The 13,205-nt window shown below is 68.6% G+C and carries 15 protein-coding genes; 5 read left to right on the forward strand and 10 right to left on the reverse strand.

The genetic code is table 11. The annotated features are described in order from the left end of the window. Positions 1–8: 8 nt before the first annotated feature. The gene (locus ACIQH8_RS11030; RefSeq protein WP_155051251.1) at positions 9–800 is read right to left on the reverse strand and encodes a c-type cytochrome; all 792 of its coding nucleotides are present in this window, start codon (positions 798–800) and stop codon (positions 9–11) included. Positions 801–850: 50 nt separating this feature from the next. Continuing rightward, a complete protein-coding gene (locus tag ACIQH8_RS11035) occupies positions 851–1,489 on the reverse strand; it encodes a heme-copper oxidase subunit III (protein WP_129233265.1) in 639 nt (212 codons plus the stop codon). A 130-nt stretch (positions 1,490–1,619) separates the two neighbouring features. Here ACIQH8_RS11035 and trpD point away from each other — a divergent pair, with 130 nt between their 5' ends. Continuing rightward, positions 1,620–2,672: an anthranilate phosphoribosyltransferase gene (gene trpD / locus ACIQH8_RS11040; protein WP_400998428.1), complete on the forward strand. Its 1,053-nt coding sequence runs from the start codon at positions 1,620–1,622 to the stop codon at positions 2,670–2,672. 54 nt (positions 2,673–2,726) lie between these two features. On the opposite strand, the gene glpK is transcribed toward trpD, so the two are convergent. Further along, positions 2,727–4,241, reverse strand: coding sequence for a glycerol kinase GlpK (glpK, locus tag ACIQH8_RS11045; RefSeq protein WP_400998431.1), 1,515 nt, complete (start codon positions 4,239–4,241; stop codon positions 2,727–2,729). A 114-nt stretch (positions 4,242–4,355) separates the two neighbouring features. Then, positions 4,356–5,129: an MIP/aquaporin family protein gene (locus ACIQH8_RS11050; RefSeq protein WP_400998434.1), complete on the reverse strand. Its 774-nt coding sequence runs from the start codon at positions 5,127–5,129 to the stop codon at positions 4,356–4,358. A 220-nt stretch (positions 5,130–5,349) separates the two neighbouring features. Between ACIQH8_RS11050 and dhaK the strand changes: the two genes are divergently transcribed. From dhaK to ACIQH8_RS11070, 4 genes are all read left to right on the forward strand, one after another. Next, positions 5,350–6,351, forward strand: a complete 1,002-nt coding sequence (dhaK, locus tag ACIQH8_RS11055) for a dihydroxyacetone kinase subunit DhaK (RefSeq protein WP_400998437.1) — start codon at positions 5,350–5,352, stop codon at positions 6,349–6,351. A gap of 11 nt (positions 6,352–6,362) precedes the next feature. Beyond that, positions 6,363–7,010 (forward strand): dihydroxyacetone kinase subunit DhaL, encoded by a 648-nt coding sequence (gene dhaL / locus ACIQH8_RS11060; protein WP_400998440.1) that lies wholly within the window; start codon positions 6,363–6,365, stop codon positions 7,008–7,010. Between the two features lies 1 nt (position 7,011). Further along, positions 7,012–7,713, forward strand: a complete 702-nt coding sequence (gene dhaM, locus ACIQH8_RS11065) for a dihydroxyacetone kinase phosphoryl donor subunit DhaM (protein WP_400999794.1) — start codon at positions 7,012–7,014, stop codon at positions 7,711–7,713. 140 nt (positions 7,714–7,853) lie between these two features. Then, positions 7,854–8,183: a hypothetical protein gene (locus ACIQH8_RS11070; protein WP_400998442.1), complete on the forward strand. Its 330-nt coding sequence runs from the start codon at positions 7,854–7,856 to the stop codon at positions 8,181–8,183. 231 nt (positions 8,184–8,414) lie between these two features. Here ACIQH8_RS11070 and ACIQH8_RS11075 read toward each other — a convergent pair whose 3' ends face one another. From ACIQH8_RS11075 to ACIQH8_RS11100, 6 genes are all read right to left on the reverse strand, one after another. After that, positions 8,415–9,134 (reverse strand): hypothetical protein, encoded by a 720-nt coding sequence (locus tag ACIQH8_RS11075; protein WP_400998445.1) that lies wholly within the window; start codon positions 9,132–9,134, stop codon positions 8,415–8,417. A gap of 224 nt (positions 9,135–9,358) precedes the next feature. Continuing rightward, a complete protein-coding gene (locus tag ACIQH8_RS11080; RefSeq protein ID WP_400998446.1) occupies positions 9,359–9,802 on the reverse strand; it encodes an iron chaperone in 444 nt (147 codons plus the stop codon). Further along, positions 9,795–9,929 (reverse strand): hypothetical protein, encoded by a 135-nt coding sequence (locus tag ACIQH8_RS11085; RefSeq protein ID WP_400998449.1) that lies wholly within the window; start codon positions 9,927–9,929, stop codon positions 9,795–9,797. The genes ACIQH8_RS11080 and ACIQH8_RS11085 overlap by 8 nt, the downstream gene beginning before the upstream one ends. 35 nt (positions 9,930–9,964) lie before the next feature. Further along, positions 9,965–12,349, reverse strand: a complete 2,385-nt coding sequence (locus ACIQH8_RS11090; protein ID WP_400998451.1) for an ATP-binding cassette domain-containing protein — start codon at positions 12,347–12,349, stop codon at positions 9,965–9,967. A 5-nt stretch (positions 12,350–12,354) separates the two neighbouring features. After that, positions 12,355–12,765, reverse strand: coding sequence for a VOC family protein (locus ACIQH8_RS11095; RefSeq protein WP_400998453.1), 411 nt, complete (start codon positions 12,763–12,765; stop codon positions 12,355–12,357). Positions 12,766–12,775: 10 nt separating this feature from the next. Further along, complete coding sequence (locus ACIQH8_RS11100) at positions 12,776–13,204, reverse strand: helix-turn-helix transcriptional regulator (RefSeq protein ID WP_400999796.1); 429 nt, start codon at positions 13,202–13,204, stop codon at positions 12,776–12,778. Between the last annotated feature and the right edge of the window lies 1 nt (position 13,205).

Here is a 13,205-nt window from a genome sequence, read left to right on the forward strand (position 1 = left end):
TGCGGGCCCTAGTTGGACTTCGCCGTGATCCACACGGTGATCGCGACGATGGCGCCGAGACCGAAGATCCAGATGAACAGACCCTCCGCGACCGGTCCGAGCGAGCCGAGCTCGAAGCCACCGGGCGAACGGTTGTCCTGCACGTACTGCAGGTAGGTGATGATGTCGCGCTTGTCTTCCGGCGAGATGTTCAGGTCGTTGAACACCGGCATGTTCTGCGGGCCGGTGACCATCGCCTCGTAGATGTGCACGCCCGAGACATCCGTCAGCGGGGGTGCGAACTTGCCCTCGGTGAGGGCGCCGCCGGCGCCGGCCACGTTGTGGCACATGGCGCAGTTGATGCGGAAGAGCTCGGCGCCGTTGGCCGCGTCGCCGCCGCCGTTGACGAGGCTGTCGGCAGGGATGTCGGGCCCGGGCCCGAGCGACGCGACGTAGTACGCGAGCTGCTTGACCTGCTCGTCGGTGAACTGCACGGGCTTCTGCTCGGCCTGGGGGCCCTGCATCTGCATCGGCATACGGCCGGTGCCCACCTGGAAGTCGACGGCGGCCGCGCCGACGCCGATCAGGCTCGGTCCGTCATTCGTGCCCTGCGCCTCGAGGCCGTGGCAGGTGGCGCAGTTGGCCTGGAAGAGCTTGCCACCCTCCTCGATCGTCTCCTGCGACGTGGGGGAGGGCTCGGCCTGTGCGGTCGTGGTGCTGAAGGCGGCGTAGGCGCCTCCGGTGAACACGAGGCCGAGCGCGAGCAGCGCGGCGGTGGCGAGCGGATGCCGGCGGCCGGTGCGTCGCTTCGAGCGGTTCATTGATCTCTTCCTGTTCACGGGCATTGCGAGGTTGGCGCTCCTGGCTCGGGCTACTTGAGGACGTAGATGACGAGGAAGAGGCCGATCCAGACCACGTCGACGAAGTGCCAGTAGTACGACACGACGATCGCGCTGGTGGCCTCCTTGTGACCGAAGTTCTTGACGGCGAACACGCGACCGATCACGAGGAGGAACGCGATCAGGCCGCCGGTGACGTGCAGGGCGTGGAAGCCGGTGGTGAGGTAGAAAGCGGACCCGTATGCGTTCGAGTCGAGCGCGATGCCCTCGGCCACGAGCTGGGCGTACTCGAGCGACTGCCCGGCGACGAAGATGGCGCCCATGACGTAGGTGACGAAGAACCACTCGACCATGCCCCAGTCGCGCAGCTTCCAGCTCGTGCGGTAGGGCTGCATGCGCTCTGCGGCGAAGACGCCGAACTGGCAGGTGAAGGACGACGCGACGAGGATCAGCGTGTTGACGAGCGCGAACGGGACGTTCAGCCGACCTGCCTCGAAGTCCCACAGCTCCGGGGACGTCGAACGCAGCGTGAAGTAGATCGCGAACAGGCCCGCGAAGAACATGACTTCGCTGCCAAGCCACACGATGGTACCGACCGCGACGGTGTTCGGCCGCTTGATCGCAGGCGCACTCGTCTGAAACGTCATTGAGGTGCTCGTCACGTTCACCATTATGGCTGATCCTCGGACGTGTTTTCGGACGGGGCGGGTCCGGATGTCGGACATCTTCCCGCGCGAGCCGCCGATTCCGCTGGCCGCTTCCCGTGAAAACGCCCCGAATCGCGTCGATAGGATCGACTTCATGCCCTCCATGCAGACCTGGCCGGATGTCCTGAACTCGCTCCTCGCGGGCGAAGACCTCAGCGTGTCGGATGCCGCGTGGTGCATGGAGCAGGTCATGACGGGCGTCGCGACCGACGCGCAGTTGGCGGCATTCCTCATCGCCCTCCGGGTGAAGGGCGAGACCGTCGATGAGATCGTCGGATTCCGCGACGCGATCCTCGAGCACGCCGTCGAGCTTCCCGTCGACGCGATGGCGCTCGACATCGTCGGCACGGGCGGCGATCGCTTCGGAACGGTCAACGTCTCGACGATGGCCGCCGTCGTCTGCGCCGCGGCCGGCGTGCCGGTCGTCAAGCACGGGAACAAGGCTGCGAGTTCGGCGTCGGGTTCCTCCGACGTGCTCGGCGCCCTCGGCATCGACCTGACGATGCCTGCGCACCGCGTCGCCGAGGTGCTCGACGAGGCGGGCATCACGTTCGCGTTCGCCGCCGCCTTCCATCCGGGGTTCAAGCATGCCGGCCCGGTCCGTGCCCAACTCGGGGTGCCGACGGTGTTCAACTTCCTCGGGCCTCTGTGCAACCCGGCGCGCCCCGAAGCATCCGCGGTCGGCGTCGCACACCTCGACCGAGTGCCCCTGATCGTCGGCGTGTTCCAGACCCGCGGCGCGACCGCGCTGGTCTTCCGCGGCGACGACGGGCTCGACGAACTCACGACGACCGGGCACAGCCACATCTGGGAGGTCTCGCGCGGGACCGTCAAGGAGCACGACCTCGACCCGCGTGAACTGGGGATCCCGCGCGCGAGCATCGACCGGCTGCAGGGAGGGGACGCGCAGCACAACGCCGCCATCGTGCACGAGGTCTTCGCCGGCGGGCGCGGTCCGATCCGCGACATCGTCGTACTGAACGCCGCGGCGGGTCTCGTCGCGTTCGAGCTCGCGAATGACCCGAGCCAGTTCCAGCGGACGATCATCGAACGGTTCCACGAGAAGATGGCCGTCGCAGAGGGCGCGATCGACAGCGGCGCTGCAGCGCGGAAGCTCGAGGAGTGGGTCGCCGCCACCCGGCGTTGAGACGGCGGACGGGGCCCCGCCGAAGCGGGACCCCGTCCGATGATCGGCCGAGCGTCAGGTGACGTCGTCGTCGACCCAGTCGAAGGTCTTCGTGACGGCCTTCTTCCAGAGCCGGAGCTGCCGGTCCCGCTCGTCGGCGTCCATCTGCGGCTCCCAGCGGCGGTCCTCCTGCCAGTTGGAGCGGAGGTCGTCGAGGCCCGACCAGAAGCCGGTCGCGAGTCCCGCGGCGTAGGCCGCACCGAGCGCGGTCGTCTCGGCGACGACCGGGCGCACGACGGGCACGCCGAGAATGTCGGCCTGGAACTGCATGAGGGTGTTGTTGGCGATCATGCCGCCGTCCACCTTCAACTCCGTGAGCTCCACCCCCGAGTCGGCGTTCACCGCGTCGAGCACCTCGCGCGTCTGGAACGCCGTCGCCTCGAGTGCCGCCCGTGCGATGTGCCCCTTGTTCACGTAGCGGGTCAGGCCCACGAGCGCGCCGCGTGCGTCCGGACGCCAGTACGGGGCGAAGAGCCCCGAGAACGCCGGCACGAAGTACGCGCCGCCGTTGTCCTCGACGGACTTCGCGAGCTCCTCGATCTCCGGGGCGGACGAGATGAGGCCGAGGTTGTCGCGCAGCCACTGCACGAGCGACCCGGTCACCGCGATCGCTCCCTCGAGGGCGTAGTGGGCCGGCTGGTCGCCGAGCTTGTACCCGAGCGTCGTGAGCAGGCCGTTCTTCGAGTGGACGATCTCGGTGTCCGTGTTGAAGATCAGGAAGTTGCCCGTGCCGTACGTGTTCTTCGACTCGCCGGCCTCGAACGCCGCCTGGCCGAACGTCGCGGCCTGCTGGTCGCCGAGGATGCCGGCGACCGGCACCTCCCGGAGGAGGCTCGACGACTCGACCGTGCCGTAGACCTCGGAGGAGGACTTGATCTCGGGCATCATCGAACGCGGAACGCCGAACGCCTCGAGGATGTCGTCGCGCCAGGAGAGCGATTCCAGGTCCATGAACATCGTGCGGCTCGCGTTGGTGACATCCGTTGCGTGCACGCCGCCGTCGACGCCGCCGGTGAGGTTCCACAGCACCCAGCAGTCGGTGGTGCCGAAGATCAGGTCGCCCGCCTCGGCCTTCTCGCGAGCGCCCTCGACGTTCTCGAGAATCCAGACGATCTTCGTGCCCGAGAAGTAGGTGGCGAGCGGCAACCCGACGTCCTGCTTGAAGCGCTCGACCCCGCCGTCGGCCGCGAGGCGGTCGACGATCGGCTGCGTGCGCGTGTCCTGCCAGACGATCGCGTTGTAGACCGGCTGACCCGTGTTCCTGTCCCAGACCACCGCCGTCTCGCGCTGGTTGGTGATGCCGACCGCGGCGATGTCGTGGCGGGTCAGGTCGGCCTTGCCGAGGGCCTGCCCGATCACCTCGCGGGTGTTCTTCCAGATCTCCATGGGGTCGTGCTCGACCCATCCGGCCCTGGGGAAGATCTGCTCGTGCTCGAGCTGCCCGGTCGAGACGATCGACCCCTTGTGGTCGAAGATGATCGCTCGAGTGCTGGTGGTTCCCTGGTCGATCGCCAGGATGTAGTCGGCCATGTCCGGTGCGTCCTCTCTGTCGCAGTGGTGGAATGTGCCAGCCCGCGGACGACGGTTCGCGTCGCGCGCGGACGGACGAGGGGCCGGTCGTTCCGACGACCGGCCCCTCGGTGATCAGCCCAGGATGGGGAGCGCGACGAGCGCCGCCCAGCCGGCGAGCACGCCGCCGATGATCGGGCCGACGACGGGGACCCACGAGTAGGACCAGTCGCTCGATCCCTTGCCGGCGATCGGGAGGATGGCGTGCGCGATGCGCGGACCCAGGTCGCGGGCCGGGTTGATCGCGTATCCGGTCGGGCCACCGAGGGAGGCGCCGATACCGATGACCAGCAGGGCCACGGGCAGCGCGCCGAGCGCCGCGAGGCCTGACGCGTCGCCGTTGCGGCCGAAGCCGATCACGACGAAGACGAGGACGAAGGTGCCGATGATCTCGGTAACGAGGTTCCACCCGTACGAGCGGATGGCGGGACCGGTCGAGAACACGCCCAGCTTGTTCGCGGCCTGCGGCTCCTCGTCGAAGTGCTGCTTGTACGCCAGCCAGACGATGATGGCACCGAGGATCGCGCCGATCAGCTGCGCGCCGATGAAGGTGAGCACCGACACCGCGTCCACCGGAACAGTGGTGCCGAATGCGGGATTGCCGAACTCGGTCGCGCCGTTGGCGACGAGCCCGAGGGTGACCGCGGGGTTGATGTGCGCGCCCGAAGCATAGGCCACGACGACGCCGGAGAAGACCGCGAGGCCCCAGCCGATGTTCACCAACAGGAACCCGCCGTTGTAACCCTTCGTCTTCACGAGGGCGACGTTCGCCACGACTCCGCAACCGAGCAGCACGAGCATCGCCGTGCCGACGAGTTCGGAGAGGAACAGCACTCCGAGATTGTCCACGTTGACCTTCCATCCTTTCGCCGTGCCCGAGGGGCCGCGCCCCAGGGCGGATCAGCGCCCACCCTACTCGCGTGGCGGAGACGCGCGGAAGGGCGCGCGGGAATCGTGGGACAGCCCTTTCATCGCCGGGCCCCGCCGGAGTAGTTTTGCGGGGGAGTGCCGCGTCAACGTCGACAGGCGACGGGCCGGGCGGGCGCGGCCGAGGGGAAGGGACGTTTTCGTGAAGAAGATCATCAACGATCCCAAGCGCGTGGTCGACGAGTCAGTCGCAGGCTTCGGCCTCGCGCACGCCGACCTCGTGAGGGTCGAGACGGATCCCATCCACGTCGTGCGCGCCGACGCGCCGGTGGCGGGCAAGGTCGGCCTGGTGTCCGGGGGAGGCAGCGGCCACGAGCCGTTGCACGCCGGATTCGTCGGTCCGGGCATGCTCGACGCCGCCGTGCCCGGCGCCGTGTTCACGTCGCCGACGCCGGACCCGATCCTGGCGGCCACCAAGGCCGTCGACGGCGGCAAGGGCGTGCTCCACATCGTGAAGAACTACACCGGCGACGTGCTGAACTTCGAGACGGCCGCCGACCTCGCGGCCGCCGACGGCATCGAGGTCCGCGCCGTCGTGACCAACGACGACGTCGCGGTCAAGGACTCCCTGTACACGGCGGGTCGGCGCGGCGTCGGCGGCACGGTGCTCGTCGAGAAGATCGCCGGGGCGGCCGCCGAGCGCGGCGACAGCCTCGACCAGGTCGCCGAGATCGCCGAACGCGTCAATGCGAACGTGCGGTCGATGGGCATGGCGTTGACGCCGTGCATCGTCCCGCACGCCGGAGAACCGAGCTTCACCCTCGCGGAGGACGAGGTCGAGATCGGCATCGGCATCCACGGAGAACCCGGGCGCGAGCGGATCAAGCTCGAACCTGCCGACGCGATCGTCGACCGGCTGCTCACGCCGATCATCGAGGACCTGCCTTACTCCTCCGGCGACCGGGTGCTGCTCTTCGTCAACGGTATGGGCGGGACGCCGCAGATCGAGCTCTACATCGCGTACCGTCGCGCCGCCGAGGTCCTCGCCGAGAAGGGCATCACGATCGAACGCTCGCTCGTGGGCAACTACATCACCTCGCTCGAGATGCAGGGCTTCTCGCTCACGGTCCTGAGACTCGATGACGAGATGATCGGCCTGTGGGACGCCCCGGTGCACACGGCGGCGCTTCGGTGGGGTCGATAGGGGCGGCCGCGGTGGGATTGGACATCACCTGGGCGGTGGACTGGGTCAGGCGTGGCGCGGAATCGATGTCGGAGCATCGAGTCGAGCTGATCACGCTCGACCGTGAGATCGGTGACGGCGACCATGGGGAGAACATGGATCGCGGATTCCAGGCAGTGCTGCCCAAGCTCGACGACCTGCCCGCGGGATCGACACCGGCCGACGTCCTGAAGATGGTGGCGACCACGTTGATCTCGACGGTCGGCGGCGCAGCGGGACCGCTCTACGGAACGGCGTTCCTGCGGGGGTCCGGCGCCATCGCCGGCGAGTCCTCGATCGATGCCGTCGGCATCGTGTCGCTCCTGGAGGCCTCGCGCGACGGCATCGTCGCGCGGGGCAAGGCCGAGTCCGGAGACAAGACGATGGTGGATGCGTGGACGCCCGCGGTCGAGGCGGCGCGCAGCGCGGCCGATGGAGGCGCGAGCGCCGCCGAGACGCTTCGGGCGGCGGCGGATGCGGCAGCCGCCGGCTCCGACGCGACGATCCCGCTCGTCGCACGCAAGGGCCGGGCGAGCTATCTGGGCGAACGTTCGGCCGGACATCGCGATCCCGGGGCGCAGTCCACCGCATACCTCCTCGAGGCGGCGGCCGCGGCGGCCTCCAACGGGACCAGTGCCTGAGATGGCGGAGGGGGAGCGCATCGGGATCGTCGTCGTCTCGCACTCCGATCGGATCGCATCGGGCGTGGTCGAACTCGCGCATCAGATGGCGCCGAACGTCCGGATCGAGCCCGCCGGAGGCACCGACGACGGTCGCATCGGCACGAGTTTCGAGCGGGTGACCGCGGCGATCGGCGCTGCGGATGCCGGGACCGGCGTCGTCGTCCTGTGCGACCTCGGGTCCGCCATCCTGACCGCGGAGACGGCGATGGACTTCCTCGACGACGACCAGCGCGACCGGGTGCGAATCGCGGACGCGCCGCTGGTGGAGGGCGCGGTCGCGGCATCCGTCGCGGCGGAGTCGGGCGACTCGCTCGATGCCGTCGCGCGCGCGGCCGAATCGGCTGGCGGGGGAGGCTCGGCCCCGGCAGGTTCCCCAGCAGCGTCCTCCGGCGCCGGTGAGACGGGAGCGATCAGTCGGCGCATCACGCTCACCAATTCGGACGGGCTGCACGCGAGGCCCGCCGCGGAGCTGGTGAAGCTCGCGAGCACGTTTCCGCACCGCGTGACCGTGAACGGCATCGACGCGAAGAGCCTGCTCGCCATCATGGCGCTCGGGCTGGTCAAGGGCGACGAAGTCGAGATCGCGACGGAGGATCCCGGAGGCGTCGAGGCGGTGGAGGCGCTGGCCGACCTGGCCGCCAGCGGATTCGGCGAGCACTGAACGCGCCGGCGGGTCCGACCTCGGGTCGGTGTGCGGGTCCGCCGGCGGTGACGGTTCGAACGTCCGCTCGTTCGATTGGATAGTAGGACTATCCATATCTTCCTCGCGCGGAACCTGACGCCGGGAGTACCATCGGCGCCATGGCACGCGAAGAGGCGGGCCACGGCGACGGGAACGCATTCACCAGGTTCTTCGACCGGGTGGATCGGGTCATGACCCCAGCGTTCGAGTCGCCGCGGATGGCCCCGGAGGAGCCCGACGACCGCAGTCAGTCGGGGGAGAAGCCGTGTCCGCTCTGCGGACACCCGATGTTCGAGCACCGGATCGACGAGTCGACGTCGAACGTCCTGCTCGAATGCCCGACCGACGTCCGTCTACCGGAACCCGCGGCGAGCGGGCCGCTGAACGAATTCGGCATGCCGGCGAGCGAGGAACGCGTGGAGAAGCTCAGGCGCCACGAACGCGCCTGACCGGTCAGGTCGTCGGGAGAGTGGTCGACGCCTGCGATCACTGATCTTGCATGGACTATGAAGACGCTGCATCGTGAAGCGGCTTCATGACGACGTAATACGCCACGTTGTTCCGACATAATGTGCATTATCGGCGCTTCGGGTGCACTCGAGAGGTCGCCGGAGTCGCCCTCCCGATGCGGCACGCTGAGGGCCCGGACGATCGGTACCGTCCGGGCCCTCGAAGTCTGGTCAGTGAGCGTTCGCCCAGTTGGTCAGCTGGGAGATCGTGATTCCGCCGCGTGACGCCTTCTTGGACAGCTTGAGCTTGGAGGCGATCTGGGCGGCGTTGCATCCGGCGGTGTCGATGACGCTGATCCGCGAGTCGACGCCGGCGCCGTCGATGAACCTCCCGCCGGCCGCGGCGTAGTACTTCCCGGCAGTCCTGTGCACGGACTCCGGGATCGAGGTGGACGGGCAGATGTCAGCGGCGTCGGCGACGCCGTCCTTATCCGTGTCTGCCGTCGTCGGCGCGGTCTGGCCGCCCCCTCCGCCGGTGGAACAGGTGAAGCTCCAGGTGAGCCCGTCAGGAACGGTCGACCCGTCGGGAACCGCCAGCGAGAACGACAGCCGGTAGATGGCGTCGGCCGGAGCCGTGAACATGAACCCCTCGGTCGCGGGCCCGCCCGAGAAGGTGATGTTCAGGCCGATGCTGGAGGTCAGGAAGATGTCGTCTCCGACTCGCGCGGGGCTCACGGTGGCGCCGATGACTTCGCCGGCCTTGAGTGCCACCGAGTCGACGACCACCTTCGGGGATGTCACGCTGAGGCCGTCGAAGTACCCGCACGAATACGAGCCCGCCGTGGCCCCGCCCCTCACCGGCTTGGCCGCCGTCGCCGGCGCCACCGCGGCGGTCATCGCGAGCATCAGGCCCGTGAACATGCTCGCCGCGGCGATCGCGACCCGCCTCATGTTCGGGCGTCGTGCACTGCCGGCGATCCCGGTTCGTGTGCGGGACGGGCGAGCATTCATGGCGATCCCCTTTCGAGCTCATACGTTGAGCTTCGGATGGCTAGCCATTGTGACATGAGGCAGGCGGAACCGATGGGGTTGGCGGCGCGCACGTCTTCGAGCCGGCATCGAGAAGCCGCCCGGCTCGCCGGAGCGCAGGCTCCTCGCCGCCCGTCTCGCGCGGGTCACCCGACGGCGCGCCCTATGAGGTCGACGATGCGCTGCTCCCCCGCCGGCGTCAGCTCCACCAGCGCGTATGAAGTCGGCCAGAGCTCGCCGTCGTCGAGCATCGCGTTGTCGTTGAAGCCGAAGGTGGCGTAGCGCGTCTTGAACTTCAGGGCGGGTTGGAAGAAGCAGAGCACCTTGCCGTCCTTCTCCCAGGCGGGCATGCCGTAGTACGTACGCGGCGCGAGCTCCGGCGCATGCTCGGTGATGAGCTCGTGAAGCCGCTCGGCCATCGCTCGATCGGCACCCTCCAGTTCGGCGATCTTCTCGAGCAGGTCCGCGGTGCCGTCCTTCTTCTTGCCGCGGCGCACCTCCTTGGCGCGATCCTTCATCGCAGCTCGTTCCTCGTCGGTGAAGCCCTCCGGCTCCTCGTCGCGTGCGGCCGTGCGATTCGTCTCAGCCATGGTCGGTTCCCTTCGGTTCGGTCGATGCGGGTTCGGTCGACGAGGTCGGGCCGACGGAGAGCGCGGCGGCCGCGAGGTCGCGCGCGTAGACCACTCCCCCGGCTTCGTACGCCGAATGCAGGCACATGTCGGTTCCCTCTCGCAGGAATACGGGTGGGGGTATCAGGCGCCGACGTAGTCGGCCAGGTGCTCCCCCGTGAGCGTCGCTCGACTCGCGACGAGGTCGGCGGGCGTCCCCTCGAAGACGACTCGTCCGCCGTCGTGCCCGGCGCCCGGGCCGAGGTCGATGATCCAGTCCGCGTGGGCCATGACGGCCTGATGGTGCTCGATGACGATCACCGTCTTCCCGGAGTCGACGAGGCGATCGAGCAGGCGGAGCAGGTTGTCGACGTCCGCGAGGTGGAGGCCGGTGGTCGGCTCGTCGAGGACGAACACCTCGCCGTTCTCGCCCATTGCGATCGCGAGCTTCACGCGCTGCCGCTCGCCGCCCGACAGGGTCGACAACGGCTGTCCGAGGCTCAGGTAGCCGAGTCCGACGTCTTCGAGGCGTCCCAGGATCGCGGCCGCGGCCGGGATTCTCGCCTCGCCTGTCGAGAAGAACTCGCGCGCCTTCGAGACGGGCAGGTCGAGCACCTCGGTGATGTCCAGTCCCCCGAGCGTGTACTGCAGGACACCGGCTTGGAAACGCTTTCCTCCGCAGTCCTCGCAGGGGGTCTCGATGGTGTCCATGAACCCGAGTTCGGTCACGATCACACCCGCGCCCTTGCACGTCGGACATGCGCCCTCGGAGTTGGCACTGAAGAAGGCCGGCTTCACGCCGTTCGCCTTGGCGAACGCCTTGCGGATGGGCTCGAGCAGGCCGGTGTAGGTCGCCGGGCTGCTGCGACGAGAGCCCTTGATCGCACCCTGGTCGATCGAGACCACGCCGTCGCGGGGCGCGACGGAGCCGTGGATCAACGAACTCTTGCCCGACCCCGCCACGCCGGTGACCACGGTCAACACACCGAGCGGGATGTCGACGTCGACGTCGACGAGGTTGTTCTCGTCGGCACCGCGCACTTCGATGGCTCCGGAGCCGCGGCGCACCTCCGACCTGATCGATGCGCGATCGTCGAGGTGCCGGCCGGTGATGGTGCCACTCGCCTTCAACTCGGCCACCGAGCCCTCGAAGCCGATCTCGCCGCCGTCGCGGCCAGCCCCCGGGCCGAGGTCGACGACATGGTCGGCGATGGCGATCGTCTCGGGCTTGTGCTCGACGACGAGCACCGTGTTGCCCTTGTCGCGCAACCGAAGGAGCAGGGTGTTCATGCGCTGGATGTCGTGCGGGTGCAGGCCGATCGTCGGCTCGTCGAAGACGTAGGTGACATCGGTCAAGGACGACCCGAGGTGCCGCAGCATCTTGATGCGCTGCGCCTCGCCGCCGGAGAGCGTGCCCGACGGCCGCTCCAGGCTCAGGTACCCCAGCCCGAGCGTGACGAAGGCATCGAGGTTCGCGCCGAGCGCGTCGAGCAGCGGCCCGGCGTCGGGACGGTCGAGGGACCGCACCCACTCGGCCAGGTCGGTCACCTGCATGCGACAGGCGTCCGCGATGCTCACTCCGTCGATGCGCGACGACCGCGCGGCCTCGGTCAGGCGCGTGCCGTCGCACTCCGGACACCGGGCGAAGGTCGCCACGCGCTCGACGAACGCGCGGATGTGCGGCTGCAACGCGTCGAGGTCCTTCGAGAGCATCGACTTCGTGATCTTCGGGATCAGGCCCTCGTAGGTCATGTTGATGTTCTGGATCCGGACCTTCTTCTGCTCGCTGTAGAGCAGCGCGTGCCGTTCCTTCTCCGTGAACTCGGCGATCGGCTTGTCGGGGTCGTAGAAGCCGGATTCGGAGAACCCGCGCACCATCCAACCGTCGGCCGTGTACCCGGGCACCATGATGGCGCCCTCGTTCAGCGACCGGCTCTCGTCGATCACCTGCGAGAGGTCGAGATCGGAGACCGAGCCGCGCCCCTCGCAGCGCGGACACATGCCGCCGAGATACACGACGTCGCGGACGATGGTCTTCTCACCGGTCGCCGAGGTCATGACGCCGCTGGCCTTCTGGGTCGGGATGTTGAACGAGAACGCCGTGGGCCCGCCGATGTGCGGCTCGCCGAAACGGCTGAAGAGGATCCGCAGCATCGCGTTCGCATCGGTCACGGTGCCGACGGTGGATCGCGGGTTGGCGCCGAGCCGCTCCTGGTCGACGATGATCGCGGTCGTGAGCCCGTCGAGGACATCGACGTCGGGGCGCGGCACCGAGGGCATGAACCCCTGCACGAATGCGCTGTACGTCTCGTCGATGAGTCGTCGGGACTCGGCGGCGATCGTGTCGAACACGAGCGAGCTCTTGCCGGAGCCGGAGACCCCGGTGAACACCGTGAGGCGCCGTTTCGGCAGTTCGACCGAGACGTTCTTCAGGTTGTTCTCGCGAGCTCCCTGCACCCGGATCCGGTCATGGGTGTCGGCAGGCGGTCGAGCGGATGCTCCGGGGTCGATGTTCGGGGTCGTGGTCATCCGTCTCAGCCGACCTGCTGGATCCGGATCAGGTTGCCCGCGGGGTCGCGGAAGGCGCAGTCGCGAAGCCCGTAGGGCTGGTCGACAGGCTCCTGGACGACCTCGGCGCCGGCTGCCTCGAGCGATGCGAATGTGCCATCGAGGTCTGTCGATGCGAGGTTCACGCCGAAATAACTGCCCTTGGCGATGATCTCCAGCAGCGCGGTGCGATCTTCGTCGGTCATACCCGGACCGACGCCGGGCGGGTGCAGCACGATCGCGGTGTCGGGCTGATCGGCGGGGCCGACGGTGATCCAGCGCATGCCCTCGTAGCCGACATCGTTGCGGACCTCGAACCCGAGCACGTCGCGGTAGAACGCGAGCGACGCCTCGGGGTCGAGATGCGGGAGGAAGCTGGAGTGGATGGTGAGGCTCATGGCTGCCACGCTATCGACCGCCGCCGACGGTCGCTTCTCGATTCCTGACCGGCTTGGTCACCTGCTTCGCCACGCACGGCAGCATGCCGAGTGTCGCGCCCGCGTACCGCTCGCGGTAGACGCTGGGCGGCACGCCGACGAGTTCCGTGAAGCGCGTGCTGAACGTGCCGAGCGACGTGGACCCCACCTCGAAGCACACCTCGGTGACGCTGAGGTCGCCCCGTCGCAGCAGCGCCATGGCGCGCTCGACGCGTCGCGTCATGAGATAGGAGTAGGGCGACTCGCCGAAGGCCGCGCGGAACTGCCGGCTGAGGTGCCCCGACGACATGTTCGCGCCGCGCGCGAGCGCCTCGACGTCGAGCGGCTGCGCGTGCTCGCGATCGATGCGGTCGCGAACGCGCCGGAGCGCGGCGAGGTCTCGCAGCCCGTCCGGGCCCATG

The sequence above is a fragment of the Agromyces sp. GXQ0307 genome (genome assembly GCF_044769845.1).
Classification (GTDB): Bacteria; Actinomycetota; Actinomycetes; order Actinomycetales; family Microbacteriaceae; genus Agromyces.

What these genes read in the sequence shown, in the direction of transcription:
- ACIQH8_RS11030 (WP_155051251.1), bottom strand. Translation starts at nt 800, where the DNA reads ATGAACCGCTCGAAGCGACGCACCGGCCGCCGGCATCCGCTCGCCACC.
- ACIQH8_RS11035 (WP_129233265.1), bottom strand. Translation starts at nt 1,489, where the DNA reads ATGGTGAACGTGACGAGCACCTCAATGACGTTTCAGACGAGTGCGCCT.
- trpD (WP_400998428.1), top strand. Translation starts at nt 1,620, where the DNA reads ATGCCCTCCATGCAGACCTGGCCGGATGTCCTGAACTCGCTCCTCGCG.
- glpK (WP_400998431.1), bottom strand. Translation starts at nt 4,241, where the DNA reads ATGGCCGACTACATCCTGGCGATCGACCAGGGAACCACCAGCACTCGA.
- dhaM (WP_400999794.1), top strand. Translation starts at nt 7,012, where the DNA reads ATGGCGGAGGGGGAGCGCATCGGGATCGTCGTCGTCTCGCACTCCGAT.
- ACIQH8_RS11070 (WP_400998442.1), top strand. Translation starts at nt 7,854, where the DNA reads ATGGCACGCGAAGAGGCGGGCCACGGCGACGGGAACGCATTCACCAGG.
- ACIQH8_RS11075 (WP_400998445.1), bottom strand. Translation starts at nt 9,134, where the DNA reads ATGAGGCGGGTCGCGATCGCCGCGGCGAGCATGTTCACGGGCCTGATG.
- ACIQH8_RS11080 (WP_400998446.1), bottom strand. Translation starts at nt 9,802, where the DNA reads ATGGCTGAGACGAATCGCACGGCCGCACGCGACGAGGAGCCGGAGGGC.
- ACIQH8_RS11085 (WP_400998449.1), bottom strand. Translation starts at nt 9,929, where the DNA reads ATGTGCCTGCATTCGGCGTACGAAGCCGGGGGAGTGGTCTACGCGCGC.
- ACIQH8_RS11090 (WP_400998451.1), bottom strand. Translation starts at nt 12,349, where the DNA reads ATGACCACGACCCCGAACATCGACCCCGGAGCATCCGCTCGACCGCCT.
- ACIQH8_RS11095 (WP_400998453.1), bottom strand. Translation starts at nt 12,765, where the DNA reads ATGAGCCTCACCATCCACTCCAGCTTCCTCCCGCATCTCGACCCCGAG.
- ACIQH8_RS11100 (WP_400999796.1), bottom strand. Translation starts at nt 13,204, where the DNA reads ATGGGCCCGGACGGGCTGCGAGACCTCGCCGCGCTCCGGCGCGTTCGC.